The sequence below is a fragment of the Roseomonas sp. 18066 genome (assembly GCF_902706185.1).
Taxonomy (GTDB): domain Bacteria; phylum Pseudomonadota; class Alphaproteobacteria; order Acetobacterales; family Acetobacteraceae; genus Pseudoroseomonas.
On the sequence record NZ_CACSJM010000012.1, the window covers coordinates 1 to 25,624 of the forward strand.

A 25,624-nucleotide genomic window follows, 5' to 3' on the forward strand; every position below is an offset into this window, starting at 1 on the left:
GCCCTGTGCCATAGTCACCCCCAAGCACGGCCGGCTGCGGGCTTTCCGCAGCGCTGCCCCCTCCACCACCACCGGCCCCGCCGAACGGGCCGGACCATGTCAGATGAGGATCCCAGACCATGGCCTCCCGTCGTTCCTTCCTGGCCGGCGCCGCGGCGCTTTCCGCCGCCCCGCTGCTGCCTTCCGCCCCCGCCATCGCCCAGGGCAGCGCGGCGCACACGCTGCGCTTCATCCCCCAGGCCGACGTGACCGTGCTGGACCCGCTGAGCACCACCTCCTACGCGGTGCGCAACCACGGCCATCTCTGCTGGGACACGCTCTACGGCCTGGACATCGACTTCCGCCCGCAGCCGCAGCTGGCCGAGGGCCATGTGGTCGAGGATGACGGCAAGCGCTGGACCTTCACGCTGCGCGACGGCCCGACCTTCCACGATGGCGAGAAGATCCGCGCCAGCGACGCCGTCGCCTCGATCAAGCGCTGGATGACCCGCGACACCCATGGCCAGACGCTCGCCGCGCGCCTCGACGAGATCAGCGTCATCGACGACCGCCGCTTCGTGCTGCGCCTCAAGCGCCCCTTCGGCGCCATGCTCGACGCGCTGGGCAAGTCCTCCTCCTATCCCTGCTTCATCTATCCGGAGCGCTTCGCCAGCACCCCGGCGACGACCCCGCTGAAGGAGGTGGTGGGCAGCGGCCCCTACCGCTTCGTCGCCAATGAATGGCAGTCGGGCAGCCAGGTGGTCTACCAGAAGTACGACCGCTACTCGCCGACGCCGGTCGGCGCGCCGGGCGTCACCGCCGGGCCGAAGATCGCCGGCTTCGAGCGGCTGGAATGGCGCATCATCATGGACCCGGCGACGGCCGGCGCCGCGCTGCAGTCCGGCGAGATCGACTGGTGGGAGCGGGTCGCGCCCGACCTGCGCGACGTGCTGGGCCGCCGCCGCGACGTGGTGGTCGACCGCGTCGAGACCAATGGCACCGTCGCCATGCTGCGCCCCAACCACCTGACCGCGCCCTTCAACGACCCGGCGGTGCGCCGCGCCATCTGGCCGGCCCTGACCCAGTCGGACTTCATGAGCTCGATCTTCAGCGATCGCAGCCTGTGGAAGGACGGGCTGGGCGCCTTCCCGATCGACACCACCTTCGCCAGCGACGAGGGCATGTCGGCCATCACCAGCCCGCGCAACCTGGAAGCCGCGCGCAAGGCCCTGGCCGCCACCGGCAAAGCCGGCGCCAGGACCGTGGTGCTGCATCCGGGCGACCAGATCAACAACAGCGCCCTGACCACGGTCGCCACCGACATGCTGAAGAAGGTCGGGCTGGCGGCCGAGGACGCCGTCTCCGACTGGGGCACCATGCTGCAGCGCCGCGCCAAGAAGGAGCCGCTGGAGCAGGGCGGCTGGAGCGCCGTGGTGGTGCTGTTCGGCGGCGAGGACCTGGCCAATCCGGGCGGCCATCCGCTGCTGCGCACCAACGGCCAGGATGCCTGGTTCGGCTGGCCCAGCAGCAGCGAGATCGAGGGCCTGCGCGACGCCTGGTTCGAGGCGCCGACCGTCGACGCGCAGAAGGAAATCTGCCGCAAGATCCAGGCGAAGTTCTTCGAGGAGGTGCCTTACTTCCCGCTCGGCCAGTACTTCGTCGACAGCGCCTATCGCCGCAACCTGAAGGTCGAGCGCCGCGGCCTGTCGCTGCCGCTGAACGCCCGCCGCGAGGCTTGACGTCAAGGGGGGGAGCCTCGTTGGGCTCCCCCTTCCGCTACCGCGTCTCGATGCCCCAGAAGGTCGGAAAGCCGGGCTGCGGGTCGGAAAGGCGGCTGCCGCGATAGGCGGTGCGCGCCATCAGCTGCCCCAGCGGCAGATAGGGCAGGTCTTCGAAAGCCTGCCGCTGCATCTCCGCCGCCAGCGTCTTCTGCTCGGCTTCCTCGCCGCTGCGCATCCACTGGTCGCGCAAGGCCTCCAGCGCTGGGCTCTGCGGCCAGCCGCGTCCCTGGCCATTCGCCCGGATCGAGGCGTTCACCGCCGGATCCAGCTGGTCCAGCCCCGACCAGAACGTGCAGAAGACACTCCAGCCGCCCTGCTCGACCGGCTCCGGACGGTTGATCCGCGACAGGGTCGAGCCCCAGTCCAGCGCCTGGTAATCCACGTTGAAGCCGATGCGCTGGAGCAGGTCGGCCGCCACATCGGCCAGCGCCTTCAGGGTTGGCAGGTCGGTCGGCGCCAGCACGACGATGCGCTGGCCCGTGTAGCCGGCCTCCGCCAGCGCCCGCTTCGCCGCGGCCAGGTCGCGCGGGCCGGTCAGCGCCGCCATGCCGGCATCGCTCGCCATCGGCGTGCCGGGGCAGAAGAAGCCGACGCCGCCATGCCAGGAATCCGGCGCGTCGCCGGCGCTGGCCTGCATGAAATCCGATTGCGCCAGCGCCGGCAGGATCGCCCGCCGCACCGCCGGATTGTCGAAGGGCGGCTGCCGGTGGTTCAGCCGCATGCAGCCGATGAAGCCGGTGCGCTCCATCACCGCCACGCGGATCTGCCGGTCGCGCGCCAGCAGCGGCAGCTGGTCGAAGGTCGGCGCCTCCCACCAGTCGACCTCGCCGGCCCTGAGCGCCGAGGCCGCCGTCGCCGGATCGGGCAGCACCTGCCATTCGATGCGCTCGATCGACGCGCGCTTGCCGCCGGCGGTGAAGCTGGGCGGCTCCTGCCGGGGCTGATAGGCTTCGTTGCGGGCATAGGCGACGCGGGCGCCGGCCAGGCGTTCCTCGGCCAGGAAGCGGAAGGGGCCGCTGCCGACCATCTCGCGCACCTGCTGGAAGGGGTCGGTCTGCGCCAGCCGCTCCGGCATGATGACGCAGACCGGCGAGCCCGGTTTTCCGAGAGCGTAGCGCAGCAGCGGGAACTTCTCTTTCAGCCGGAACACGATGCTGCGGTCGTCGGCCGCCTCCAGCGACGCCGTCGCCGCCAGCAGCGACTGCCCCAGCCCGTCCCGCGCGCCCCAACGCCGGATCGAGGCGACGCAGTCCCGCGCCAGCACCGGCGCGCCGTCATGGAAGCGCAGCCCCTCGCGGAGCGTCAGCCGCCAGGTCAGCCCATCGGCCTCGACGCTGTCGCCCGCGACCATCTGCGGCCGGATGCGGTACTCGGCATCCATGCCATAGAGCGTGTCGAAGACCATCAGCGCGTGGTTGCGCGTCACATAGGCGCTGGTCCAGACCGGGTCGAGCACCGCCAGATCCGCCTGCGGCACGAAGCGCAGCGGCGTCGCGGCCCGCGCCAGGCGCGGCGCCGCGAGGCTGAGGGGCGCGGCCAGGACCAGGCGACGGGAAAGGCTCATGGCAAGCGGGCTCCTTCAGGCGGACGTCTTGCCGCCATCAATCCCGCTGCGCCCACCCCTTGTCAAAGCGCGGCCGCCGCCGCCGCCGGCGCCCCGATAAAAAATGCGTGGAGGCACCACGTTTACCACTGTGAAAGGAAGCTCCCGCAATAGTGAGCCCACGCCAAACACGGCGCCACCAACGCCACCGCAGGACGCAGCCATGACCCTCTCCCTCGCCCCCGCCGCCACCGCCGCCCGCGCCAACGAAGCCGCTGCCTTCGAGAAGGTGCTGGGCCTGCTGACGGCGGCGCATCGCGGCGGCGAGGCCGCCCGGGCCCAGGCGCTGCGGATGAACGACAAGCTCTGGCAGGCGATCCTGCAGGCGGTGGCCCGCGCCGACAGCGCGCTCGCTCTGCCGATGCGCCAGGGCCTGGCGGCGCTGGGTGTCGCCGTGCTGCGCGAGCAGGGCCGCGCCCAGCCCAACCTGGACCTGCTGGTCGCCATCAACCAGCGCGTCCTGGCCGGCCTCGCCACCCGCCACTGATTTCTTCCCGACGACCGTCCTGCACCTGGCCCCGGGGCATCGCCTCGGGGCCTTTTTCATGCCCGCAGCCCGGCCCTGACAGAAAACCGATAAGAACTGCGTGGAGGCACCACGTTTACCACCGCGAAAGGAAGCTCCCGCAATAGTGAGCCCACGCCGAACGTGGCGCCGAACCCGAAACGCAGGACGCCGCCATGACCCTCTCCCTCGCCCCCGCCGCCATCGCCGTCCGCGCCAAGGAGGCCGCTGCCTTCGAGAAGGTGCTGGGCCTGCTGACGGCGGCGCATCGCGGCGGCGAGGCCGCCCGGGCCCAGGCCCTGCGGATGAACGACAAGCTCTGGCAGGCGATCCTGCAGGCGGTGGCCCGCGCCGACAGCGCGCTCGCCTTGCCGATGCGCCAGGGCCTGGCGGCGCTGGGTGTCGCCGTGCTGCGCGAGCAGGGCCGCGCCCAGCCCAACCTCGACCTGCTGGTGGCCATCAATCAGCGTGTCCTGGCCGGCCTCGCCACCCGCCACTGAGACCATTCCGGCGGGCGCCATGGAACCAAAGGCCCCGCCCGAGCATTGCCGTCTCGCCCCCAGCAGGGCTCAGCGCGGGACCCCGGACATGCTCACCCTCATCGACAAGGCCATGCTGGCCAGCCGCCATATCCTGACGGTCTTCTTCCTGGGCCTGGTGGTCGCCCTCGGCCTCTACGCGCTGCGCTTCGTCACCAAGCTCTGGGAATTCGCCAGCCGGCTGTTCACCATGGCCGAGAATGACGACCTGCTCGAGCTGCTGCACCTGGCGGATTCCGCGCTGGTCGCCTCGATGGTCGCGATGGTCGCCATCTCCTCCTATGACAGCCTGGTCTCGCGGCTGAAGGAGGATGCGGCCGCCGAGCGGATGCATTGGGTGGGCGGGCTCGACACCGGCGACCTGAAGCTGAAGCTGGCCACCAGCATCGTCGCCATCTCCTCCATCCAGCTGCTGCAGATGTTCCTGCGCCCCGGCGGCTATGACGACCGGGAGACGATGTGGGCCCTGGTCATCCACGGCACCTTCCTGGCCGGCGCCCTGACGCTCGGCCTGCTGGAGCGGCTCGGCGCCGGCAAGGCGGCCGCCGCGCATGGCGACCGCAAGGAAGTGCACGACCCGGCGTCGAAAGAAGACCGCCAGGAAAAGGAATAGGGCGCCCGGCTCAGGGCAGCAGCAGGAAGGGCGCGCCGGAGTCGCGGCACACTTCCCGCACCTCCTCGATCAGCGTCGGCGTCATCGGGATGCCGGAGACGCTGCGCTCGGCGAAGGCGGCATATTCCGGGTCGCCCGGCACCAGCACCTTCTGCGCCGCATCCGCCGGGGTGGTGGCGCGCATCCGGTCGGTCAGCCCGTCGAGCTCGGCGCGGAAATCGCCGGCGTCGCGGAACGCCCCCGGGTCGATCACCAGGAAGAAGTGGCCGGTGATGCGGTCCTCGGCCGAGGCGCCGGTCAGCGTGGCGCAGAGAATTTCCACCATCAGCGCCAGGCCGTAGCCCTTGTGGCCGCCCAGCGTCCGCGTGCCGCCCAGCGGCGCCAGCAGCTTGGTCTCGGCGGCGATGGCCGAATCCTGCTCGGGTGTGCCCTCGGTGGTCAGCGCCCAGCCTTCCGGCAGCCGCTTGCCGGCGCGCCGCGCGATCGAGACCTTGCCGTAAGCCACCGTCGTCGTCGCCATGTCGAGCGAGACCGGCGGATGCCGCTGCCCCGGCGCCGAGAAGGCGATCGGATTGGTGCCCAGCTGCGGCTGCCGGCCGAAGACCGGCACCAGGAAGGGGGTGAAGGCATTGGTCAGCGACAGGCCGATCAGCCCTTCATAGGCCGCCATCTGCGCGTAGTAGCCCGCCGCGCCATAGTGGTTGGAGCCGCAGACGCCGACCACGCCGACGCCGGTGTCCTTCGCCTTGGCGATGGCCAGCCGCATCGCCAGCAGCGCCGCGGTGTGGCCGATGCTGTGATGCGCATCGACCAGCGCGGTGGACGGCCGCTCCTGCCGGATGCTGGGCACCGCGCGGGGGTCGAGCTCGCCGCTGGCGAAGAAGCGCTGGTAGTGCGGCAGCATGCCGATGCCATGCGAATCGACGCCGCGCAGGTCGGTGTCGACCATGACCTCGGCGGCCTCCTCGGCGGCCGGCAGGGCCATGCCCCATTGGGTGAAGACGGCGACGATCTGCCGGCGCAGCAGCGGCGCGGCGATCAACGGCAGGTGCTCCATGGCGCGGACCCCTTTTTTCCAGACCTTGACCGCATTCATCGGCCCGAAGCGGGGACCTGTCCATGCCACCACTGCTGCCATCTGCTATTGCAGATAGGTGTCGCAAACTGCTATGGCGGATGCCATGTCCAGCGCCCATGCCGTCGCCGCCTTCGCCTCCGAGGAAATCCTCTCTTTGGCCGAGCGGGCCTATCGGCGGCTGCGCGACGCCATCGTCGACGGCTCGCTGCCCGGCGGCGGCCGCGTCTCGGAACGCTCGCTGGCGCTGTCGCTGGGCATTTCCGCCCAGCCGGTGCGCGAGGCGCTGCGCCGGCTGGAGGCCGAGGGCATGGTCATCACCAGCCCGCGCCGCGGCACGCTGGTCGCCGAATTCGGCCCCGAGCGCCTGGCCGAGATGGGGCTGGTGCGCATCGCCCTCGAGGGCGCCGCCGCGGCGCTGGCCGCCCGCCGCGCGACGCCCGCCGATATCGCGGCCCTGCGCCGGCAATTGAACGAAATGGCGCCGGCGACGGCGGCCGGCGACATCGTCGCCTTGGCCGAGGCCAATGAGCGCTTCCACGACCTGGTCAACGCCATCGCCGGCAACAGCCTGGTGGTGCGCTCGCTGGAGGCGATCCGCGCCTATGACCATTTCGGCCGGCTGCGCGCGCTGCGCAGCTCGCCGCGCGAGCCGGCGGTGGCGTTCCGCGAGCATGCCGGCATCGTCGCCGCCATCCGCCGCGGCGCGCCGAAGCAGGCGGAGGCGCGGATGCGCGCCCATGTCGAACGATCCCTGGTGGCCAGCGGCATCATCCGCGCCGACGGCACCAGCGATCCCATCAACCCGAAGGAAACGACGCCATGACCACCGAGATCTCGCCGACGCTGCGAAAGGCCCTGGGCGGCATTTCCGGCATCCTGGTCACCCCCTTCAACGCCGATGAATCGCTGGCCCTGCCGAAGCTGAAGCCGGTGATCGACCGCGCGGTGAAGGCCGGCGTGCATGTGCTGGTGGCCAATGGCAACACCAGCGAGTTCTACGGCATGACCACGGCCGAGGCCGAGGCCGCCGTCCACGCCGCCGCCGAGCAGGTGGCCGGGCGCGTGCCGCTGCTGGCCGGCGTCGGCCGCAGCATCAACGACGCCGTGGCCCTCGCCCGCGCCTCGCGCGCCGCCGGCGCCAGCGCGCTGATGGTGCACCAGCCCCCCGACCCCTTCGTCAGCCCGCGCGGCATTTTGTCATACGTCCAGCGCATCGCGGAGGCGGGCCAGGGCTTGCCGGTCGTGCTGTATCTTCGCGACGACGGCATCGGCAATGACAATATCATCGCCCTCTGCCAGATCCCTGGCGTCGTGGGCGTGAAGTGGGCGGCGCCGACGCCGCTGCGGCTGGGCGAAATCATCCGCGCCACCCGCGGCAGCGGCATCGCCTGGATCGGTGGCCTGGCCGAGACCTGGGCGCCGCCTTTCTATGCCGTCGGCGCCCGCGGCTACACCTCCGGCCTGATCAATGTCTGGCCCGAGCACAGCGTCGCCATCCACACCGCGCTGGAGGCCGGCGACTATCCCCGCGCCGCGCAGCTGATCGAGACCATGTCCGCCTTCGAGGCGCTGCGCGCCGAGGAGCGCAACGGCACCAATGTCTCCGTCGTCAAGGCGGCGCTGCAGATGCTGGGCGATGATTGCGGCCCGACCCGGCCGCCCTCGGCCTGGCCGCTGACGCCGAAGGCCGAGGCCGAGCTGCGCCGCCGCCTGACCGAATGGGGCCTGATCCGCCCCCTCGCCGCCGAATAGTTTTGCCGGTTTGCCGGGCGGCCGATGGCCGCCCGGCGCGTTCCGCCGTGCCGTGCCGTGCCCGCCCAAGAACGAAGAATCACGGGAAGAAAACGATGGAAAGAATGACACGCCGCGCGGCGCTCGCCGCGCCCCTGGCGCTGGCTGCCCTGTCCTCCGCCCGCGCCCAAGCCCAGACCCAGGCGCCCTGGCCCAGCGCCTCGGTCCGCATCATCGTGCCCTATTCCCCCGGCGGCGCCTCCGACATCGCGGCGCGGCTGCTGGGCGAGCGGCTGACCCCGCTCTGGGGCCAGTCGGTGGTGGTGGAGAACCGCACCGGCGCCAATGGCATCATCGGCACCGACGTGGTGGCGAAATCCGCCCCCGACGGGCTGAACCTGGCCTTCGTCTCGGTCAACCACGCGGTGAACGCCGCGCTCTACACGACGCCCTTCGACACGCTGAAGGATTTTTCGGTCCTCAGCCTGATCTATTCGGTGCCGCTGGTGCTGGTGGCCGCCGCCGATTTCCCGGCCAACACGGTGTCCGAGCTGATGGCCATGGTGAAGGCCAAGCCCGGCGAGATCACCTTCGCCGGCACCGGCGGCGCCGTGCATCTGGCGGCCGAGATGTTCGCGCATCGCGCCGGCGGGCAGATGACCCAGGTGCCCTATCGCGGCAGCACCGCCGCCCATCCCGACCTGATGGCGCGCCGCGTCGACGTCATGTTCGACACCCTGCCCGCCGTGCTCGGCCATGTGCAGGGCGGCAAGCTGAAGGCCATCGCCATCACCAGCGCCGAGCGCTCCGCGGTGCTGCCGAACCTGCCGACCATCGCCGAATCCGGCCTGCCCGGCTTCGAGGCGGCGACCTGGGGCGCCATCATCGGCCCGGCCCGCCTGCCGCCGGCCATCGCCACGAAGATCTCGACCGACGCCAATGCCCAGCTGCAGGTGCCGGCGATGCGCGAGCGGCTGGTCTCGCTCGGCGCCACGCCGGTCGGCACCACCCCGGAGACCGCCCAGACCTTCGTGCGTGACGAGGTCGCCAAATGGCAGGCCGTCGTCACCCAGGCCGGCATCCAGAAGCAGTAGCTACGAAAGCCCGGCGGCCTGCAGCGCCGCCGCGACTTCTTTCCGCGCCTCGTCTTGCAACGGCAGGATGGGGCGCGGCGGGGCGCGGTCGGTGATGCCCAAAAGCGCCGCCGCCGCATAGACGCAGCGCAGGCTGGTGTGGCGGCGGAACACCGCCCAGAGCGGCTGCAGCCGGTCATCGGCCTGCCGCGCCTCGGCCGCGCGGCCTTCCTTGGCGGCGCGGGTGATCGCCAGGCAGGCCTCGGGGAAGAGGCCGCCAGCGACGCTGTACCAGGCGGCGGCGCCGGCCAGCAGCGCCTCAGCCGCGTGCCAGTCGCCGCTGACGCCGACCGAGAAGTCCTCCGGCACGCCGGATTTCAGCGTCGCCAGATGGGCCGCCACCGCATCGGCCGCCGGCGCCAGCCCCTTCACCGCCACCACCTGCGGCAGCGCGGCCAGCCGCGCCACCAGCGCCGGGCTGAAGCTGAAATGCGTGGTGCCGGGATTGTCGTAGATCACCAGCGGCAGCTCGCTCGCCGCCGCCACCGCCTCGAAATGCGCGAAGACCTCGTCGTCCAGCAGCGGCGTGTAGGAGACCGGCGCCAGCAGCCCGGCCTGGGCGCCGGCGGCGAAGGCGTCGCGGGCCAGCGCCACCGCCTCGTCGGTGCGCAGCGCGCCGATGCCGGCCAGCACCGGGATGCCCTCGGCCATGGCCACCGCCTGCTCGATCGCGCCGCGCCGCTCGGCCCGCGACAGATAGGGGTAGGAGCCGGTGCTGCCCAGCAGCCCGATGGAATCGACGCGCGCCGCCACCAGCCGCGCCAGCAGCCGGCCGAGCCCGGCCTGGTCGACGCGCCCCTCGGGGTCGGCCGGGGTGATGGGGAAGGCGGACAGGCCCTGGAGCAGCATGGCGATGATCTTCCGGTCGGGAATGGCGGGTCGGAAGTGGCATAGCATGTTTTGCGGATTCGCGATAGAAATCTGGTCCAGTCTAGCGCAACCCCGGCAGGCTTGAGGCGCGGGCCTCGGCATGCTGCATTGCAGCGAATTCCCAGCGCCGAGACCTGCCCGATGAAGCCAGTGATCCTGACCGCCATGCCGGTCCCCGCCCGCCTGCTGACCATGCTGGAACCCCATGTCACCGTCCTGCCGCCGCTCTCGGCGCCGGTGCCGGAGGCCGTCCCGCCCGAGGGCCGCGACGCCCGCGTGCTGATCACGCTTGGCGGCATCAAGACCAGCGCCGCGCTGATCGAGGCGCTGCCGCAGCTCGGGCTGATCTGCTGCTACGGCACCGGCTATGAGAGCGTCGACCGGGTCGCTGCCGCCGCGCGCGGCATCAAGGTGACCAATGCGGCGGATGCGAACGCCGCCGCCGTCGCCGAATTCGCCATGGGCCTGGCGCTGGCGGCGACGCGCGACATCCTGCGCGGCGATGCCTGGCTGCGCGCCGGCCACTGGCAGAACAAGGCGATCGAGCGGCTGCCGCTGGCGCGCGGGCTGCTCGGCCGCCGCATCGGCATTTTTGGATTGGGCGCCATCGGCGTCGAGATCGCGACGCGGGCGCGGGCCTTCGGCATGGAGGTCGCCTATCACAACCGCCGCCCGCGCGCCGACCTGCCCTACACCTATATCGACAGCCTGCAGGGCCTGGCGGCATGGTCGGATGTGCTGATGGTCGCTGTCCGCGCCAGCGCCCAGACCGAGCATGCCGTCAGCACCACAGTGCTGGAGGCGCTCGGCCCGGAAGGCGTGCTGGTCAACATTTCTCGGGGTAGCGTGGTCGATGAAGCCGCGCTGATCGCGGCGCTGGACGGGCAGAAAATTGCCGGCGCCGCGCTGGATGTCTTCGAGCACGAGCCGAAGATCCCCGCGCGCCTCACGGAATTCCCGAACGTCGTGCTGACGCCGCATATCGCGGCGCTGGCGGTGACCGCGCAGCACGCCCAGCAGCAGCTGATGGCCGACAATATTTTTGCCTATTTCGCCGGCCAGCAGCTGCTGTCGGAAGTGCCGGCGCCGTAGCGCCGGTTACTTCGGCGCGGCGGCGAGGCCGGCCTGGGCGATGGCCTCGTCATGCTGCGGCGTGTCGGCCGAGACGCCGATGCCGCCCACCACATGCCCGCCCACCGTGATCGGCAGCCCGCCGCGCATCGGCGTGAAGCCGCGCGCGGTGATGACGGCCGGGCGATTGCTGTTGATGGCATCCTCCAGCGCGCCGGTCGGGCGGCGGAACAGGGCCGCGGTGCGCGCCTTGCCCGGGGCCAGCTCGACGCCGGCCGGCACCATCGCCTGGTCCATGCGCAGCAGCAGCAGCGGCAGCCCGGCATCGTCGGTGATGGCGATCACCGCGGGCCAGCCCTCGGCGCGCGCCTTGGCCTCGGCGGCGGCGGCGATGCCGCGCGCGGCCTCCAGCGTCAAATAGGGTTTCTGCGGCAGGTCGGCGGCGAAGGAGGCGGTGGTGGCGAGCGCCAGGGCGGCGCCGAGGGCGAGACGCTTCATCATGGGGAGAACTCCGGCAGGGGTTGGTCGCCCCAAAGCTGGGGAGCGCGGCCGCAACGGTCCATTGCCGGGATGCGTTGAAACAATTAGGCAGGACCTCATGAAGCCCGGCATCGAGCTGCGCCATCTCCGCTATTTCCTCGCGCTCGCCGAGGCGCTGCATTTCACCCGCGCGGCCGCCGGGCTGGGCATCGCGCCGCCGACGCTGTCGGTGCAGATCCGCGAGCTGGAAACCTTCCTCGCCGCCGAGCTGTTCATCCGCGCGCAGCGGAGCGTGCGCCTCACCCCCGCCGGCGAGGCTTTTCGCGCCGAAGCCCAGGCCACGCTGGAACAATTCGAGCGCGCCGAGAGCGTCGGCCGCCGCGCCGGGCGGGGCGAGCTCGGCCGCATCGAGCTCGGCTATGTCGGCTCGGCCGCCTATGCGGGCGTGCTGCAGGACCAGGTGGCGCGCTTCCGCGCCCGCCACCCGGCCGTGGCGCTGAACTGCCGCGAGCATCCGATGGAGGCCCTGCCGCGGCTGATCGACGAAGGCCGGCTCGACATCGCCTTCCTGCGCCCGCCGCTGGCGCTGCCGCCCGGGCTGCGCAGCCACGTCCTGCTGCGCGACGTCTTTTGCATCGCCCTGCCGGAGGCGCATCCGCTGGCCGCCGGCGACGGGCCCATCGCCGCGCGGGCGCTGGCCGCCGAGGGCTTCCTGCTGCCCGAGCAGGCGCTGGGCACCGAGACCATCGGCCGCCGCGGCCGCTTCACCCCGCGCATCCTGGGCCGTCCCGGCAGCCTGATGGAAGTGCTGACGGCGGTGTCGCTCGGCCAGGGGCTGGCGGTGGTGCCGAGCGTGCTGGTGGCGGTGGTGCGCCTGCCCGGCATCCGCTTCCGCCCGCTGGGGGGCGCGGCGATCGCTTCCGAGATCGCCGCCGCCTTCCGCCGCCACGAACGCTCGCCGGCGGCGCGGCTGCTGATCCGCCAGATCGCCGACACACCCGAGCGGAAAGCGCTCCCGCTGGTCTGAGCGGGCGATTCACGCCTGTCGACGATGGCGGCTCCGGCGATCGCGCGCTAGTTCGAGGTGATGTTCGCCGCCCGCACCAGCGGCTCCCATTTCGCCATCTCGGCCGCCAGCCATTGCGCCGCGCTGTCGGGCGTCGTGTCGCTGCGCGGCTCCATGGTCATCTCGTCGACGCGGCGGCGCATGCGCTCGTCGCCCATCACCTTGTTGGCCGCCTGGTTCAGCCGGCGCACGATCGGCGCCGGCGTGCCGGCCGGCGCGAACAGCATGTGCCAGGTATAGGCCTCGTAGCCCGGCAGGCCTGATTCGTTGAAGGTCGGCACATCGGGCAGTTGCGGCATGCGCTTCGCCGAGCTGATCGCCAGCCCCCGCGTGGCGCCGCGCTGCACGCTGGCGACCCCGTCGGAGGCGACGTTGAGCATCATCACCAGGTTGCCGTTCAGCAGGTCCGGCATGGCCGGCGCCGAGCCGCGATAGGGCACGTGGTTGACCTTCAGCCCGCCGGCCTGGTGCAGGAACAGCTCGGTCGCCAGATGCACGGCGCCGCCATTGCCGGAGCTGCCGTAATTATACTTGCCCGGGTCGCGCTGGAACATCTGCACCAGCTCGCGCAGGTTCTCGGCCGGGACTTCCTTGTTGACCATCAGCAGCATCGGGATGACGCCGACCAGCGCCACCGGCTGGAAGTCGCGCACCGGGTCGAAGGGCAGCGTGGCGAAAAGCGGCCGCAGCACCGAATGCGCCACCGTGCTGTAGAGGAAGGTGCTGCCATCCTTCGGCGCCTTGGCCACCGCCTCGGTGCCGACGACGACGCCGGATCCGGTGCGGTTCTCCACCATGAAGCGCTGGTTCAGCTCGGCCGACAGCGCGTCCGCCAGCAGCCGCGCCATGACGTCGGTGGGCCCGCCGGCGGCGAAGGGGCAGACCAGCCGGACCGGCCCGTTCGGCCAGCTGTCCTGCGCGCCGGCGGCGGCCGGCAGCAGCGGCGCGGCGGCCGCGGCGCCCAGCAGGGCACGACGTTGGATCATAGACATGCGCTTCCTCCCCCGATGCTTGCTGCATCTTGCGAGGAAGTCTTCCATCGCTGCCGATCCGGAACAACCCAAAAGCGAAATCAACCAGGGCGTGCCGGCGGGGGATGCCGCACAACCATCCGGTGGGATCGGTCATCGCAGTTCTGTGTGCTGCATGCCGCTTGCGGCGCTGCAGAATATATCCGATGTGCAGCGCCGAACGGAGGCGGGAACAGCGATGATGTCCAGCGTGACAAAGCTGCCTGACCAGAACAGCCGGGTCGGGCGCGAGCCCGGGACGGCCGTGCCTCGGCCTGCGACTGATGGCGCCTCGGGTGGCGGCGCCTCGGGTGGCAGCGTCGTGCTGCGGCAGGCCCGCTTCACCGCCGCGATGATCAGCCGGCTGCGCCGCCGCCTGGGCCTGACCCAGGATGGCTTCGCCGATCGCTACCGCATTCCGCGGCGCCTGCTGCAGCGCTGGGAGGCGGCGGAGCTCGGTCCTGACGGCCAGGCGCTGGCTTATCTGCGCGCCATCGCCCGCGAGCCCGCGGGCTGAGGCATCCCGCGACGCCTGCGACGTAGAGCCTGCTGTCCTCAGCCAGAAGAAGACAGCAGGCCTTGGCGCGGGCGGCTGACCGGTGCCCCCCGCGCCCTCAGGTCAATGGCCGCTCAGCGGCCGCGCGACGGCGGGCGGGCGCCGCCACGGCCGGCACCGCCGCCCGGCGGCGGGCCACGCCGCGCATCGCGGTTGCGGCCCGGCGCGGCCCCGGCCCCGGCATAGCCACCGCCACCCCCGGCGCGCTGCGGCGCGCGATCGCCACGGCCCTGGCCATTGCCGCCGCCATGCGCGGGCTTGGCCGACTGGCCCTGGCGCTGGCCGCCACCGCCATGCGGCGGGCGCGGCCCGCCACGATGGCCGCCGCCGCCCAGCTTCGGCGCCGGCTTGGTCGAGTTCTCCGCCGCCTCGGAATGCCAGGGATGGCTGCTGAAGACGGTGATCGGCTTGCCGATCTCCTTCTCGATGTCGCGCAGCCAGGCGCGCTGATCCTCGTCGCACAGCGAGATGGCCCAGCCGTCGCGCCCGGCCCGCGCGGTGCGGCCGATGCGGTGGACATAGCTGGCCGGCTCGTTCGGCAGGTCGAAGTTGAAGACATGGGTCACTTCGTCGACATCGATGCCGCGCGCGGCGATGTCGGTGGCCACCAGCACCTTGACCTCGCCGGAGCGGAAGCCGTTCAGCGCCGCCTCGCGCCGCGCCTGCGATTTATTGCCGTGGATCGCGGCGGCGACCACGCCGGCCTCGTTCAGCGAGTCGGCGACCTTGTTGGCCTCGTGCTTCATCAGGGTGAAGACGATGGCCTGGCCCACGCTGGGCTGGCCGACCAGGTGCAGCAGCACCTGCTTCTTCGCCGCCGCCTCGACGAACATCACCGTCTGGCGGATGCGCTGCACGGTGGTGCTGGGCGGCGCCACCTCGACCCGCTCGGGGTTGTGCAGCAGCGAGCCGGCCAGCTGGGCCACGGTCGCCGGCATGGTGGCCGAGAACATGATGGTCTGGCGCTGCTGCGGCAGCATGGCGACGATGCGGCGGATGTCGCGCACGAAGCCCATGTCGAGCATGCGGTCGGCCTCGTCCAGCACCAGCACCTCGACCTTGGACAGGTCGCACAGCCCCTGGTTGCAAAGGTCGAGCAGGCGGCCGGGGGCGGCGACCAGCACGTCGACGCCGGCGCGCAGCGCGTCCGCCTGGCGGCCCTGGCCGACGCCGCCGAAGATCACCGTCTTCGACAGCTTCAGGTGGCGGCCATAGCTGGTGAAGCTGTCGCCGATCTGCGTCGCGAGCTCGCGCGTCGGCGCCAGCACCAGGACCCGGGCGCCGAGGCGCGGCGCCGGCTTCTTGTCCTGCATCAGCCGGTGCATGATCGGCAGGGCGAAGGCGGCGGTCTTGCCGGTGCCGGTCTGCGCCAGCCCGACCAGGTCGCGCCCCTGCATCAGATGCGGCAGGGCGGCGGCCTGGATCGGGGTCGGCGTCGCATAGCCTTCCTCGGTCAGGGCACGCTGGATGGGCTCGGCCAGGCCGAAGCCCGTGAAATCGGTCATACGAGAAAAATTCCGGACTGGCGCGCGGAGCGCCGTAGGGGAAGCCGCGCCAGGGGCCGGCCAGGGACGATGGCGGCCCGGGCAGGTGAATGCCGAGGCCGCTGGGCTCGAAGGTTGTAGAGGACGCGCTTCCCTGGGGTCCCGCCGCGCCGGGGGACCTTATGCCATGGGGCCGCCGGGGGTTCGGTCCCGGGGGCACGCAGCGCGCGCGGAGCGCTGCCGGCGCTTCCTTACAGCCAAGCGGGGCGGCTGGTCAAAGCTTCTGCGACCGCAACAGTGTCGGGACCGCCCCATGGCCCTGGCTGGCCCCCCTGTTCTATAGCTGTCACCGTCCGGCAACAGGGGGGCGAGCGGGATGGCGACAGGACGGCAGATGCGGCTGGTGGCCTATCTGAAGACCGGGCCGACTGCGCTGCATGTCGGCGGCTGGCGCCACCCGGAATCGACGCTGGACGACATCCTGTCGCCGCAGCGCTACCAGCAGATCGCCGTGCTGCTGGAGCAGGCCTGCTTCGACGCCTGCTTCTTCGCCGATCTCTTCGGCCTCTACGACCTGCATGGCGGCAGCTTCGATGCCTATCTGCGCCGCGGCGGCCAGATCAGCTTCCTCGACCCCACCGTGGTGCTGCCGGTGATGGCGGCGGCGACGCGGCATATCGGGCTCGGCGCCACGCTGTCGACCAGCTTCCACACCGCCTATCACCTGGCGCGCTGGCTCGGCTCGCTCGACGCCATGAGCGGCGGCCGCGTCGCCTGGAACGTGGTGACCTCGGCCACCGACCTCGAGGCGCAGAATGCCGGCCTCGAGTCCCTCCCCCCGCGGGAGGAGCGCTACGACCGCGCCGACGAGGTGCTGGAGGCCTGCTGCGCGCTGTGGGAAGGCTGGGACCCCGACGCCATGGTGCTGGACAAGGCGGCCGGGGTGCTGGCCGACCCGTCCAAGGTCCGCTACGCGCATTATGCGGGGAAATGGGTGAAGACGCGCGGGCCGCTGTCGATCCCGCGCAGCCCGCAGGGGCGGCCGGTGATCATGCAGGCCGGCAGCAGCGACCGCGGCCGCGACTTCGCCGCCCGCTGGGCCGAGCTGGTCTTCACCACCCAGCGCGACCCCGCCGACATGCGCGCCTTCCGCGACAACCTGCATGGCCGCATGGCCGCGCGCGGCCGGGCGCCGGGCGACTGCGCCATCCTGCCCGGCATTTCCGTGGTCCTCGGCGAGACCGAGAGCATCGCCCGCGAGCGCGCCGACTATCTCAACGGCCTGATCGATCCCGAGCTGAACCTGGCCGCCTCCTCCTCCAGCCTCGGCGCCGACCTGACGAAGCTGCAGGAAGGCGGCAGCCTGGAGGCGCTGCAGGGCAACCAGGGCATGCAGGGCACCCGCGACGTGCTGGAGCAGACGATGAAGGCGGAAGGCCTGACGCTGCGCCAGGCCGCCCAGCGCCGCAACACCGGCCGCGAGATCGTCGGCACCGCCACCCAGGTCGCCGACCGGCTGGAGGCGATCTTCACCAGCGGCGCCTGCGACGGCTTCGTGCTGGCGCCCACCATGTTTCCCGGCATGTTCGAGCAGTTCTGCCGCTCGGTGGTGCCCGAGCTGCAGCGGCGCGGGCTGTTCCGCACCCGCTATCCGGGCACCACGCTGCGCGACACGCTGCGCGGCTGAGCCCGAAGAGGAGAGCGCCATGACCAAGACCTCCCGCCGCCGGCTGCTCGCCGCCGCCGCCGGCCTGCCGATGGCGACCGGCGCCCTGGCGCAGCCGGCCAGCCTGCGCGGCACCACCCTGGTCTTCGCCAGCTGGGGCGGCGCCTATCAGGAGGCGCAGCGCCGCGCCTATTGCGACCCCTTCGCCGCCGAGACCGGGGCGCGGGTGGTGCAGGACGGGCCGATGAACGCCGCGCGCTTCCGCACCATGATCGAGGGCGGCGCGCCGGATTGGGATGTCGCCGACATCACCCTCGATTTCCTCTATGCCGGCGCCAAGGACAATCTGTTCGAGCCGATCGACAAATCGGTCGTCGACACCAGCCGCATCGACCCGAAGTTCGTCCACGCGTTCGGCGTCGGCTGCATCGTCTGGTCCTACAACCTGGCCTTCAACACCCAGACCTTCCCCGGGGCGAAGGCGCCGAAGACATGGGCGGATCTGTTCGACCTGCAGCGCTTCCCCGGCAAGCGCTGCCTGCTGGACAATGCGGTGGCCAATTTCGAGGTGGCGCTGCTGGCCGATGGCGTAGCGCCCGAGGCGCTCTATCCGCTCGACATCGACCGCGCGCTGCGCAAGCTCGACACCATCCGCGCCCAGACCATCTTCTGGTCGACCAACAGCCAGGCGCAGCAGCTTTTCGTCGACGAGGAGGTGGGGCTCGGCCTGATCCTCAACGGCCGCGCCTATGACGCAGCGAAGAAGGGCGCGCCGATCGCCGTCAGCTGGGCGCAGAACATCCAGTCGGTCGACTATCTGGTGGTGCCGCGCGGCGCCAAGCAGAAAGCGGCGGCGATGCGGCTGATCGACACCATGACGCGGGCCGAGAACCAGGCGAAGCTCGCCAATATAATCGCCTATTCGCCGACCAACCCGGCGGCTTTTTCCGCGATCGACCCGGCCATCGCGCCCTGGCTCTGCACCGCGCCGGAGAATGCGCGGCAGGGCTTCGTGGTGAATGCCGAATACTGGCGCGACCACCAGCGCGCCGCCCTCGAACGCTGGACCGCCTGGAAGCTGAAGTGACGACACGACGCCTCGGCCCCTGGCTGCTGCTGGCCCCTGCCCTGCTGGCGCTCTTTGTCGCGTTTGCCCTGCCCGTCGGGATGCTGCTGTCGCGCGCCTTCACCGAGCCGGGCAGCTTTTCCACGCTTTGGGAAAGGCCGGTCTATCTGCAGGTGCTGGGCAACACGCTGCTGATCAGCGCGGTGGCCACGCCGATTGCCCTTCTATTGGGCTTCCCCGTCGCCCATGCCATGGCGCATGGCAGCGCGCGGGTCCGGCGGCTGCTGCTGTTCCTGGTGCTGCTGCCCTTCTGGACCAGCCTGCTGGTGCGCAGCTTCGCCACCATCATCCTGCTGCAGCGGCGCGGGCCGGTGAACGCGCTGCTGCTCAACCTCGGCATCACCGAAGCGCCGCTGCCGCTGCTGCACAACCTGGCCGGGCTGATGATCGGCGCCATCCAGCTGCTGCTGCCCTTCGTCATCCTGCCGCTCTACGCGGTGATGCGGCGGATCGAGCCCGGCTACATGCGCGCCGCCATCAGCCTGGGCGCCGCGCCAGCCCAGGCCTTCTGGCGCGTCTACATGCCGCTCTGCCTGCCCGGGGTGATGACCGGGGGCGCGCTCGTCTTCATCTCGATGCTGGGCTATTTCGTGACGCCGGCGCTGCTCGGCGGGCCGCGCCAGACCATGGTGGCGCAGCTGATCCAGGACCAGGTCGCGCAATTCGGCAACTGGGGCCTGGCCGGCGCGCTGTCGCTGCTGTTGCTGGCGGCGGTCTTCCTGCTGCTCGGTATCGCCTGGCGCGCCACGGCGGCGCGGAGCGTCACGCCATGACCGCCTGGCGCTGGCTGCGCGGCGCCGTCTGCGCTTTGGTCGGCCTCTATCTGCTGGCGCCGCTGCTGGTGGTGCTGGTGATTTCCTTCAGCTCGGGCGCCTTCCTGCGATTTCCGCCGCCCGGCCTGTCGCTGCAATGGTACCGGAACCTCGTCGCCGACCCGGCCTGGCTCGACTCGCTGGCGGTCAGCCTGCAGGTCTTGCTGCCGGCCGCGCTGATCGCGACGGCGCTGGGCACCGCCGCGGCCCTCGCCCTGGTGCGCGGGAAAATCCGCGGCGCCGCGTTTCTCGCAGCCTTCCTGCTGTCGCCGCTGGTGGTGCCGGGCGTCATCACCGCCGCCGGCCTGTTCCTGGCGTTCCGCCTGCTGGGATGGAACGGCACCCTGGCCGGGCTGGTGATCGGCCATGTCGTGCTGACGGTGCCCTATGTCGTGGCCACCGTCGGCGCGGCGCTGCGGGTCATGGACCCGGCGCTGGAACGCGCCGCCGCCGGGCTGGGCGCGCCGCCCTGGATGACCTTCCGCCGCGTCACCCTGCCGCTGCTGGCGCCGGCCGTCGCCTCCAGCCTGCTGTTCGCCATGGTGCTGTCCTTCGACGAGCTGATGGTCTCGCTGTTCAACGGCTCGGCCACCCTGCGCACCGTGCCGGTGCAGATGTGGTCCAACCTGCGCGGCGACTTCGACCCGACCATCGCCGCCATCGCCGCGCTCTGCTTCCTGGTGGCGCTGACGGCGCTGGCGGCGGAAGCGTTGCTGCGCCGGCGCGGCTAAGGGCGTGACCGCCTGCGCCGCGACGGTCCGGAAGGCGGGATCACGCGGCCGGACGAAGGCCGGGGCCGGCACCGCGATTTTGCAGCGCGAGACATCGTTTTTCGCCATTAACAATTGACTGTCCAGCCAGATGAAAGCGAAGCAACACGCTGTGCAAGACAATTCCTTCCGGCGCATTTTCATGCTAGGTCGGTAGTCTTCACACAAAAGTGCGCGCCCCTGCGGGGGCGACGGGACAGGCCGGCGATGATGGTTGAGCGTCTCCCTTCCGGGGGCGAACAGGCGGGCGGGCGGGCCGCGCATTGGCGCAGCCTGCGTCCGGCGGCGCTGCTGCTGGTGGCCAGCCTCGTCGGCACCGCCGCGCTCGGCATCGTCGCACCGCGTCCCGCCGCCACCATGGCCGTCATCGGCGCGCCCTGGTGGGACGCGCCCCGGATGGCGGCCATCGCCATCGCCGCCGGCGCCCGGCTGGTCGATGCCGGCCGCTTCGGCAATGTGCTGATCGTCCGCCGCGGCGAGGGCGAGGACACCGACCTGGCCGCCGCCCTCTACACCGCCGGCGCCTGGCTGGTGCTGGACGCGCCCGGGCCGCGCGGCTGCCTGGCGGGATTTTCCGGATGACCGAGCTCGACCGTCTGCGCGCCGGCTTCGCCCGGCTGCTGGTGCCGATGCTGTGGCTGCATGTGCCGCTGATCTGGCTGGTGGCCGAGATCCTGGGCCGCCCGGTGCTGCCGCCGATGATGGTGGCGGTGGTGCTGGCGGCGACGACGCATCTAGCCTGGCGCAAGCACGGCATCGCGCCCGCCACCCGCTATGTCTCCGCCGTCGCCCTGATGGGCGAGCCGGCGCTGCTGGTCTGGCTGCTGGCCGGGGTCGGCTGGCAGATGGACATGCACATGTACTTCTTCGCCGCCCTCGCCCTGATGATGGCCTGGTGCGATGCCCGCGCCATCCTGGTCGCCGCCTTCGCCATCGCCGCGCACCACCTGGTGCTGAACTACGTCATGCCCTCCGCCGTCTTCGCCCAGGGCGCCGATTTCGGCCGCGTGCTGCTGCATGCCGGCATCGTCGCCTTCCAGACCGCGGTGCTGGTCTGGCTGAGCGAGATGGTCGCCGGCGCCTTCGGCCGCATCGAGGCAATGCAGCGCGAGATCACCCAGCAGAACGAGAACCTGGAGATCCGCGTCGAGCAGCGCACCCGCGAGGCCGAGCAGGCCAATGCGGCGAAAAGCCTGTTCCTGGCCAATATGAGCCACGAGATCCGCACGCCGATGAACGCCATCCTCGGCTTCAGCCACCTGATGCTGCGCACCGGCCTGACCGAGCGGCAGCACGACTATGTCTCGAAGATCCGCGCCGCCTCGGCCACGCTGCTGAACCTGCTGAACGACATCCTCGACTTCTCCAAGATCGAGGCCGGCAAGCTGGCGCTGGAGAGCGCCCCCTTCGACCCGCGCGAGCTGGTCGAGCGCACCATGGGCATCGCCATGGTGCGCGCCCAGGAGAAGGGGCTGGCGCTGCGCTGGGATGTCGATGCCGGGCTGCCGGCGCGGCTGATGGGCGACGAGCTGCGGCTCAGCCAGGTGATGCTGAACCTGGTCAGCAACGCGGTGAAGTTCACCAGCGTCGGCGAGGTCGCGCTGCAGCTGCGGCTGCGCGAGCGGCAGGGCAGCCGGCTGGTGATCGAGGGCATCGTGCGCGACAGCGGCATCGGCATGTCGGCCGAGCAGCAGGCGCGGCTGTTCGAAAGCTTCTCCCAGGCCGACAGCTCGACGACGCGGCGCTTCGGCGGCACCGGCCTCGGCCTCGCCATCAGCCGCCAGCTGGTCGAGCTGATGCAGGGCTCGATCGCGGTGGAGAGCGTGCAGGGCGCCGGCAGCACCTTCACCTTCACCCTGCTGCTGGCCGAGGCCGAGGCGCGCGACGCGCCGCGCGGGCTGAACCCGGAGGCGCTGCGCCGCCTGCGCGTGCTGATCGTCGACGACAACCAGGCCTCGCGCGAGATCCTGCACGGCTATTTCCAGTCCTGGCTGGTCGGCGCCGACCTGGTCGCCTCGGCGCGCGAGGGCATCTCCGCCCTGCAGGCCGCGGTCGCCGAGGGCCACCCCTACGACCTGATGCTGCTCGACTGGAAGATGCCCGGCATGGACGGCATCGAGGCGATGCGGGCGATGCGCGCCATGCTGCCCGAGGCGCAGTGGCCGGCGGTCTTCATGATCTCCGCCTATGGCCAGGACCGCGCCATGGGCGAGGCCGAGGCGGTCGGCATCGCCGGCTTCCTGGCCAAGCCGGTCACCGCCTCCTCGCTGCTCGAGGCGCTGCAGCGGCAGTTCGGCGGCCAGACCCCGGATTCGCTGCCCGGGCCGAAGGGCGAGGCCATCGCCGGCCCGCCGATGGTGGCGCCGTCCCGCCGCGGCGCCCGCGTGCTGCTGGTCGAGGACAACGAGATCAACATGGAGCTGGCCGTCGCCATCCTGGGCGATGGCGGGCTGGTGGTGGAGACCGCCGAGAACGGCCGCATCGCCGTCAACCGCCTGCTGCAGGCCGGCGAGGTCTTCGACGCCGTGCTGATGGACGTGCAGATGCCCGAGCTCGACGGCGTCGCCGCCACCCAGGAGATCCGCGCCGCGCGGCCCGGATCCAGCCTGCCGATCATCGCCATGACCGCGCATGCCTATGCCGCCGAGCGGCAGCGCTGCCTGGAAGCCGGCATGAACGACCATGTCGCCAAGCCGGTCGACCCTTCGGCGCTGATGCGCACGCTGGACCGCTGGATCCGCCTGCCGCTGGTGGCCGGCCCCGGTGGCGCCGGCACGGTCGCCGCGGTCCGCGCGCCGGTGGTGCTGCCCGACAGCCTGCCGCCCTTCGACCTGGCCTCGGCGCTGGCCCGCGTCAACGGCAAGTCGGCCCTGCTGCACAAGCTGATCGGCGATTTCGGGCGGAAGTTCCCCGACGCCATCCCGCAGCTGCGGCAGCAGGCGGCGGACAGGAAATACGCCGAGGCGCGGATCCTGGCGCATACGCTGAAGGGTGTCGCCGGCTCGCTCGGCCTCGCCGAGGTGGCGATGCGCGCCGGCGAGGTCGAGCTGGTGCTGACCACCGGCGAGACGCCGCCGGAAGCGCTGCTGGTGGCGCTCGACGCGGCGCTGCAGCCGGCGCTGGCGGCGGCCGCCTCGCTCGGCATGGCGGCGGTCGCTGCGCCGGCCGCCGCCGCCAGCTTCGACCGCGCGGCCGCGGCCGCCCTGGCCGGCGAGCTGGAGGACCTGCTGGCGCGGCGGAGCCTGCGCGCCCGCCGCGTCTTCGAGGCGCTGGAGGCCGCGCTGCAGGGGCAGGGCGGCGCCGAGATCGGGCCGCTGCGCGACGCGCTCGGCGGGCTCGACTATGCGGCGGCGACCCTGGCTCTCACCGCGCTGGCGGAGAAGCTGGCGCTGGTCAAGGAGAAGACCGCTTGAGGCGTCCGAACATCCTGATCGTCGATGACGAGGTCTCGAACATCGAGATCATCAGCGCCATCCTGGAGGACGATCACGAGGTCTGCTTCGCGACCTCCGGCGAGGAGGCGCTGCAGATCGCCCGCGCCGAGCTGCCCGACCTGATCCTGCTCGACGTGCTGATGCCCGGCCTCGACGGCTACGAGGTCTGCCGCCAGCTCAAGGCCGATGCGGTGCTGTCCGACGTGCCGGTGATCTTCACCACCGCGCTCGGCGACCAGGAGGCCGAGGTGAAGGGCCTCGAGCTCGGCGCCATCGACTATGTCACCAAGCCGGTGGCCCCCGTCATCCTGCGCGCCCGCGTGCGCAACCACCTCGACATGAAGCGGATGCGCGACGAGCTGGCGGAGCTCGCCGTCACCGACGCGCTGACGGGCCTGGGCAACCGCCGCTGCCTGGAGACGCGGCTGGCGCAGGAGGCGGCGCGGCTGGCGGCGCGCGGCGAGATGCTGTCGATCATCATCCTCGATGTCGACTTCTTCAAGCGCTTCAACGACCTCTATGGCCATGCCGAGGGCGATCGCTGCCTGACCATGGTGGCCTCGGCGCTGAACCGCGCCATGCATCGCAGCAGCCACCTGGCGGCGCGCTATGGCGGCGAGGAGTTCGCCTGCATCCTGCCGGGCCTTGGGCATGAAGATGCGATGGAGATGGCGCAGTCGATCCTGACCCGGATCCAGGCGCTGGGCATCCCGCATTCGGCCTCCGACGTCGCGCCGTATGTGACGGTGACGGCGGGCGTGGCCACCGCCGCCTGCCGCGCCGAGGTCGAGCCGCAGCGCTGGATCGTCGCCGCCGACCGGCAGCTCTATGCCGCCAAGGCCGCCGGCCGCAACAACGTGGTCGGCCGCTTCTACGACGCCATGGCCCTGGCGGATCTGTAGGGCCGCCTCAGCCGGCCGCCCGCGGATGCGGCGGCCGGCGCAGGCCCAGATTGTCCCGCAGCGTGCGCCCCTCGTAGACGCTGCGCATCAGCCCGCGCCGCTGCAGCTCCGGCACCACCAGGTCGACGAAGGCGTCGAGGTCGCGCGGCAGCAGGTTGAACATCAGCATGAAGCCGTCGCAGGCGCCGGCCTCGAACCAGGCCTGCATCTGGTCGGCGACCTGGACCGGCGTGCCGCGGATCGTCTTGTTGCCGCGCTCGTAGCGCAGGTAGAGCTGGCGCAGCGTCAGCTTCTCGACGCGGATCATCTGCACGATATGGTTGAAATACGCCTGGTGGAAATTGGCCGAGGCCGGGATGCGCTCCTCCGGGATCGGCTGGTCGAGGTCGAGGCCGGACAGGTCGGCCTCCAGGTCCATCGCCAGCCGGCTGCGCCCGACATCGGGGTGGATCAGCGCCTGCAACTCCGCATGCATGTCCTCCGCCTCCTGCGCGCTGGCGGCAACCAGCACCGGCAGCCCGGCCAGCAGCTTCAGCTGGTCCGGGTCGCGGCCATGCTTCGGCATCCGCCCCTTCAGGTCGCGGTAGAAGCGGACGCCGTCCTCGATCGTCGATTCCGAGCCGAACACCACCTCCGCCGTCTCGGCCGCCAGCTCCTTCCCCGTCTCCGAGGCGCCGGCCTGGATGATCACCGGCCGGCCCTGCGGCGGCCGCGCGATGTTCAGCGCGCCGTTGACGCGGAAATTCGCCCCCTCATGCGCCACGGCATGCTGCTTGGCCGGGTCGAAGAACAGCCCCTGGGCGCGGTCGCGGATGAAGGCGTCATCCTCCCAGCTGTCCCAGAGCTTGCTGACCACCTCGACGAACTCGCGCGCCCGGGCATAGCGGTCGCCATGCGCCGGCAGCTTGTCCAGGCCGAAATTCTTCGCGGCGAAGTCGTTGGCCGAGGTCACCACGTTCCAGGCCGCGCGGCCCCGGCTCAGATGGTCGAGCGAGGCGAATTGCCGGGCGATGTTGTAGGGCTCGCTGAAGCTGGTGCTGGCGGTGCCGCCCAGCCCGATATGCCGCGTCGCCCCCGACAGCGCCGAGAGCAGCGTGATCGGCTCGAAGACATTCATGAACAGCGGCATGCGGCTGAAGGCCGTCAGGTTGCTGGTGCGCGCCGCCGGCGTGTCGGCGATGAAGAACAGGTCGAACAGCCCGCGCTCGGCGGTCTGCGCGATGCGCTGATAATAGTCGATGCTGGTCGAGGCATCGGCCTGGGCCTCGGGATGCAGCCAGGAGGCGACGTGATAGCCGGTCGGATGCACCAGCGTCGCCAGCGCCATCTTCTTGTCGGTTGTCGCCATCGCCCGGGCCCCCGCTGATCGAGCGAGCTTTGTCCCAGGCGGCGGCGGCGCTGTCCAGACGGCGGCG

General features: G+C 71.4%; 24 protein-coding genes. 17 read left to right on the forward strand and 7 right to left on the reverse strand.

Going from position 1 to position 25,624, the window contains the following annotated elements; genetic code table 11:
* Window positions 1-119 precede the first annotated feature (119 nt).
* Entirely contained in the window at window positions 120-1,718 is a 1,599-nt protein-coding gene (locus GVN67_RS04110; RefSeq protein ID WP_159993087.1) for an ABC transporter substrate-binding protein, read from the forward strand.
* Between the two features lie 37 nt (window positions 1,719-1,755).
* On the opposite strand, the gene GVN67_RS04115 is transcribed toward GVN67_RS04110, so the two are convergent.
* Window positions 1,756-3,324, reverse strand: coding sequence for an ABC transporter substrate-binding protein (locus GVN67_RS04115; RefSeq protein WP_159993089.1), 1,569 nt, complete (start codon window positions 3,322-3,324; stop codon window positions 1,756-1,758).
* Window positions 3,325-3,526: 202 nt separating this feature from the next.
* Here GVN67_RS04115 and GVN67_RS04120 point away from each other — a divergent pair, with 202 nt between their 5' ends.
* From GVN67_RS04120 to GVN67_RS04130, 3 genes are all read left to right on the forward strand, one after another.
* Window positions 3,527-3,850, forward strand: coding sequence for a flagellar biosynthesis regulator FlaF (locus tag GVN67_RS04120; protein WP_159993091.1), 324 nt, complete (start codon window positions 3,527-3,529; stop codon window positions 3,848-3,850).
* A gap of 194 nt (window positions 3,851-4,044) precedes the next feature.
* A complete protein-coding gene (locus GVN67_RS04125) occupies window positions 4,045-4,368 on the forward strand; it encodes a flagellar biosynthesis regulator FlaF (RefSeq protein WP_159993093.1) in 324 nt (107 codons plus the stop codon).
* Between the two features lie 88 nt (window positions 4,369-4,456).
* Window positions 4,457-5,020 carry a YqhA family protein gene (locus GVN67_RS04130; RefSeq protein ID WP_159993095.1) on the forward strand — a complete coding sequence of 188 codons (564 nt, stop codon included), beginning with the start codon at window positions 4,457-4,459 and terminating at the stop codon, window positions 5,018-5,020.
* 10 nt (window positions 5,021-5,030) lie between these two features.
* On the opposite strand, the gene GVN67_RS04135 is transcribed toward GVN67_RS04130, so the two are convergent.
* Window positions 5,031-6,077, reverse strand: coding sequence for an Ldh family oxidoreductase (locus GVN67_RS04135; RefSeq protein ID WP_159993097.1), 1,047 nt, complete (start codon window positions 6,075-6,077; stop codon window positions 5,031-5,033).
* A gap of 124 nt (window positions 6,078-6,201) precedes the next feature.
* On the opposite strand from GVN67_RS04135, the gene GVN67_RS04140 reads away from it, so the two are divergent.
* From GVN67_RS04140 to GVN67_RS04150, 3 genes are all read left to right on the forward strand, one after another.
* Window positions 6,202-6,921, forward strand: coding sequence for a GntR family transcriptional regulator (locus GVN67_RS04140; protein ID WP_235034941.1), 720 nt, complete (start codon window positions 6,202-6,204; stop codon window positions 6,919-6,921).
* Window positions 6,918-7,850: a dihydrodipicolinate synthase family protein gene (locus GVN67_RS04145; RefSeq protein WP_159993101.1), complete on the forward strand. Its 933-nt coding sequence runs from the start codon at window positions 6,918-6,920 to the stop codon at window positions 7,848-7,850. The genes GVN67_RS04140 and GVN67_RS04145 overlap by 4 nt, the downstream gene beginning before the upstream one ends.
* 104 nt (window positions 7,851-7,954) lie before the next feature.
* Window positions 7,955-8,923, forward strand: a complete 969-nt coding sequence (locus tag GVN67_RS04150) for a tripartite tricarboxylate transporter substrate binding protein (protein ID WP_235034942.1) — start codon at window positions 7,955-7,957, stop codon at window positions 8,921-8,923.
* Here GVN67_RS04150 and GVN67_RS04155 read toward each other — a convergent pair whose 3' ends face one another.
* Window positions 8,924-9,811: a dihydrodipicolinate synthase family protein gene (locus GVN67_RS04155; protein WP_159993105.1), complete on the reverse strand. Its 888-nt coding sequence runs from the start codon at window positions 9,809-9,811 to the stop codon at window positions 8,924-8,926.
* A 162-nt stretch (window positions 9,812-9,973) separates the two neighbouring features.
* Between GVN67_RS04155 and GVN67_RS04160 the strand changes: the two genes are divergently transcribed.
* Entirely contained in the window at window positions 9,974-10,924 is a 951-nt protein-coding gene (locus GVN67_RS04160) for a 2-hydroxyacid dehydrogenase (protein ID WP_159993107.1), read from the forward strand.
* 6 nt (window positions 10,925-10,930) lie between these two features.
* Here the strand turns inward: GVN67_RS04160 and GVN67_RS04165 are convergent, their stop codons facing one another.
* Window positions 10,931-11,404, reverse strand: a complete 474-nt coding sequence (locus tag GVN67_RS04165) for a heme-binding protein (RefSeq protein ID WP_159993109.1) — start codon at window positions 11,402-11,404, stop codon at window positions 10,931-10,933.
* 97 nt (window positions 11,405-11,501) lie between these two features.
* Between GVN67_RS04165 and GVN67_RS04170 the strand changes: the two genes are divergently transcribed.
* Window positions 11,502-12,410, forward strand: coding sequence for a LysR family transcriptional regulator (locus GVN67_RS04170; protein WP_235034943.1), 909 nt, complete (start codon window positions 11,502-11,504; stop codon window positions 12,408-12,410).
* Window positions 12,411-12,457: 47 nt separating this feature from the next.
* Here the strand turns inward: GVN67_RS04170 and GVN67_RS04175 are convergent, their stop codons facing one another.
* Window positions 12,458-13,435 carry a tripartite tricarboxylate transporter substrate binding protein gene (locus GVN67_RS04175; protein ID WP_159993111.1) on the reverse strand — a complete coding sequence of 326 codons (978 nt, stop codon included), beginning with the start codon at window positions 13,433-13,435 and terminating at the stop codon, window positions 12,458-12,460.
* Window positions 13,436-13,670: 235 nt separating this feature from the next.
* Here GVN67_RS04175 and GVN67_RS04180 point away from each other — a divergent pair, with 235 nt between their 5' ends.
* Window positions 13,671-13,976 (forward strand): DNA-binding transcriptional regulator, encoded by a 306-nt coding sequence (locus GVN67_RS04180; protein ID WP_159993113.1) that lies wholly within the window; start codon window positions 13,671-13,673, stop codon window positions 13,974-13,976.
* Between the two features lie 113 nt (window positions 13,977-14,089).
* On the opposite strand, the gene GVN67_RS04185 is transcribed toward GVN67_RS04180, so the two are convergent.
* Window positions 14,090-15,520, reverse strand: coding sequence for a DEAD/DEAH box helicase (locus GVN67_RS04185; RefSeq protein WP_159993115.1), 1,431 nt, complete (start codon window positions 15,518-15,520; stop codon window positions 14,090-14,092).
* Window positions 15,521-15,875: 355 nt separating this feature from the next.
* On the opposite strand from GVN67_RS04185, the gene GVN67_RS04190 reads away from it, so the two are divergent.
* From GVN67_RS04190 to GVN67_RS04220, 7 genes are all read left to right on the forward strand, one after another.
* Window positions 15,876-17,186 carry an LLM class flavin-dependent oxidoreductase gene (locus GVN67_RS04190; protein ID WP_159993117.1) on the forward strand — a complete coding sequence of 437 codons (1,311 nt, stop codon included), beginning with the start codon at window positions 15,876-15,878 and terminating at the stop codon, window positions 17,184-17,186.
* A gap of 19 nt (window positions 17,187-17,205) precedes the next feature.
* Window positions 17,206-18,252 (forward strand): ABC transporter substrate-binding protein, encoded by a 1,047-nt coding sequence (locus GVN67_RS04195; protein ID WP_159993119.1) that lies wholly within the window; start codon window positions 17,206-17,208, stop codon window positions 18,250-18,252.
* The gene (locus tag GVN67_RS04200) at window positions 18,249-19,064 is read left to right on the forward strand and encodes an ABC transporter permease (protein WP_159993121.1); all 816 of its coding nucleotides are present in this window, start codon (window positions 18,249-18,251) and stop codon (window positions 19,062-19,064) included. Before GVN67_RS04195 ends, GVN67_RS04200 begins: the two co-directional genes overlap by 4 nt.
* Window positions 19,061-19,834 carry an ABC transporter permease gene (locus GVN67_RS04205; RefSeq protein ID WP_159993123.1) on the forward strand — a complete coding sequence of 258 codons (774 nt, stop codon included), beginning with the start codon at window positions 19,061-19,063 and terminating at the stop codon, window positions 19,832-19,834. Before GVN67_RS04200 ends, GVN67_RS04205 begins: the two co-directional genes overlap by 4 nt.
* Before the next feature lie 249 nt (window positions 19,835-20,083).
* On the forward strand, window positions 20,084-20,455 hold the full coding sequence (locus tag GVN67_RS04210) for a hypothetical protein (protein WP_159993125.1): 372 nt from the start codon (window positions 20,084-20,086) through the stop codon (window positions 20,453-20,455).
* Window positions 20,452-23,286, forward strand: coding sequence for a response regulator (locus tag GVN67_RS04215; protein WP_159993127.1), 2,835 nt, complete (start codon window positions 20,452-20,454; stop codon window positions 23,284-23,286). The genes GVN67_RS04210 and GVN67_RS04215 overlap by 4 nt, the downstream gene beginning before the upstream one ends.
* Window positions 23,283-24,209: a diguanylate cyclase domain-containing protein gene (locus tag GVN67_RS04220; RefSeq protein WP_159993129.1), complete on the forward strand. Its 927-nt coding sequence runs from the start codon at window positions 23,283-23,285 to the stop codon at window positions 24,207-24,209. The genes GVN67_RS04215 and GVN67_RS04220 overlap by 4 nt, the downstream gene beginning before the upstream one ends.
* Window positions 24,210-24,216: 7 nt before the next feature.
* Here GVN67_RS04220 and GVN67_RS04225 read toward each other — a convergent pair whose 3' ends face one another.
* Window positions 24,217-25,557 carry an LLM class flavin-dependent oxidoreductase gene (locus GVN67_RS04225; protein WP_159993131.1) on the reverse strand — a complete coding sequence of 447 codons (1,341 nt, stop codon included), beginning with the start codon at window positions 25,555-25,557 and terminating at the stop codon, window positions 24,217-24,219.
* Between the last annotated feature and the right edge of the window lie 67 nt (window positions 25,558-25,624).

Excerpts from the sequence above, each read along its gene's own strand:
- GVN67_RS04110 (WP_159993087.1), top strand. The coding sequence starts at position 120 with ATGGCCTCCCGTCGTTCCTTCCTGGCCGGCGCCGCGGCGCTTTCCGCC.
- GVN67_RS04115 (WP_159993089.1), bottom strand. The coding sequence starts at position 3,324 with ATGAGCCTTTCCCGTCGCCTGGTCCTGGCCGCGCCCCTCAGCCTCGCG.
- GVN67_RS04120 (WP_159993091.1), top strand. The coding sequence starts at position 3,527 with ATGACCCTCTCCCTCGCCCCCGCCGCCACCGCCGCCCGCGCCAACGAA.
- GVN67_RS04125 (WP_159993093.1), top strand. The coding sequence starts at position 4,045 with ATGACCCTCTCCCTCGCCCCCGCCGCCATCGCCGTCCGCGCCAAGGAG.
- GVN67_RS04130 (WP_159993095.1), top strand. The coding sequence starts at position 4,457 with ATGCTCACCCTCATCGACAAGGCCATGCTGGCCAGCCGCCATATCCTG.
- GVN67_RS04135 (WP_159993097.1), bottom strand. The coding sequence starts at position 6,077 with ATGGAGCACCTGCCGTTGATCGCCGCGCCGCTGCTGCGCCGGCAGATC.
- GVN67_RS04140 (WP_235034941.1), top strand. The coding sequence starts at position 6,202 with ATGTCCAGCGCCCATGCCGTCGCCGCCTTCGCCTCCGAGGAAATCCTC.
- GVN67_RS04145 (WP_159993101.1), top strand. The coding sequence starts at position 6,918 with ATGACCACCGAGATCTCGCCGACGCTGCGAAAGGCCCTGGGCGGCATT.
- GVN67_RS04150 (WP_235034942.1), top strand. The coding sequence starts at position 7,955 with ATGACACGCCGCGCGGCGCTCGCCGCGCCCCTGGCGCTGGCTGCCCTG.
- GVN67_RS04155 (WP_159993105.1), bottom strand. The coding sequence starts at position 9,811 with ATGCTGCTCCAGGGCCTGTCCGCCTTCCCCATCACCCCGGCCGACCCC.
- GVN67_RS04160 (WP_159993107.1), top strand. The coding sequence starts at position 9,974 with ATGAAGCCAGTGATCCTGACCGCCATGCCGGTCCCCGCCCGCCTGCTG.
- GVN67_RS04165 (WP_159993109.1), bottom strand. The coding sequence starts at position 11,404 with ATGATGAAGCGTCTCGCCCTCGGCGCCGCCCTGGCGCTCGCCACCACC.
- GVN67_RS04170 (WP_235034943.1), top strand. The coding sequence starts at position 11,502 with ATGAAGCCCGGCATCGAGCTGCGCCATCTCCGCTATTTCCTCGCGCTC.
- GVN67_RS04175 (WP_159993111.1), bottom strand. The coding sequence starts at position 13,435 with ATGATCCAACGTCGTGCCCTGCTGGGCGCCGCGGCCGCCGCGCCGCTG.
- GVN67_RS04185 (WP_159993115.1), bottom strand. The coding sequence starts at position 15,520 with ATGACCGATTTCACGGGCTTCGGCCTGGCCGAGCCCATCCAGCGTGCC.
- GVN67_RS04190 (WP_159993117.1), top strand. The coding sequence starts at position 15,876 with ATGGCGACAGGACGGCAGATGCGGCTGGTGGCCTATCTGAAGACCGGG.
- GVN67_RS04195 (WP_159993119.1), top strand. The coding sequence starts at position 17,206 with ATGACCAAGACCTCCCGCCGCCGGCTGCTCGCCGCCGCCGCCGGCCTG.
- GVN67_RS04205 (WP_159993123.1), top strand. The coding sequence starts at position 19,061 with ATGACCGCCTGGCGCTGGCTGCGCGGCGCCGTCTGCGCTTTGGTCGGC.
- GVN67_RS04210 (WP_159993125.1), top strand. The coding sequence starts at position 20,084 with ATGGTTGAGCGTCTCCCTTCCGGGGGCGAACAGGCGGGCGGGCGGGCC.
- GVN67_RS04215 (WP_159993127.1), top strand. The coding sequence starts at position 20,452 with ATGACCGAGCTCGACCGTCTGCGCGCCGGCTTCGCCCGGCTGCTGGTG.
- GVN67_RS04225 (WP_159993131.1), bottom strand. The coding sequence starts at position 25,557 with ATGGCGACAACCGACAAGAAGATGGCGCTGGCGACGCTGGTGCATCCG.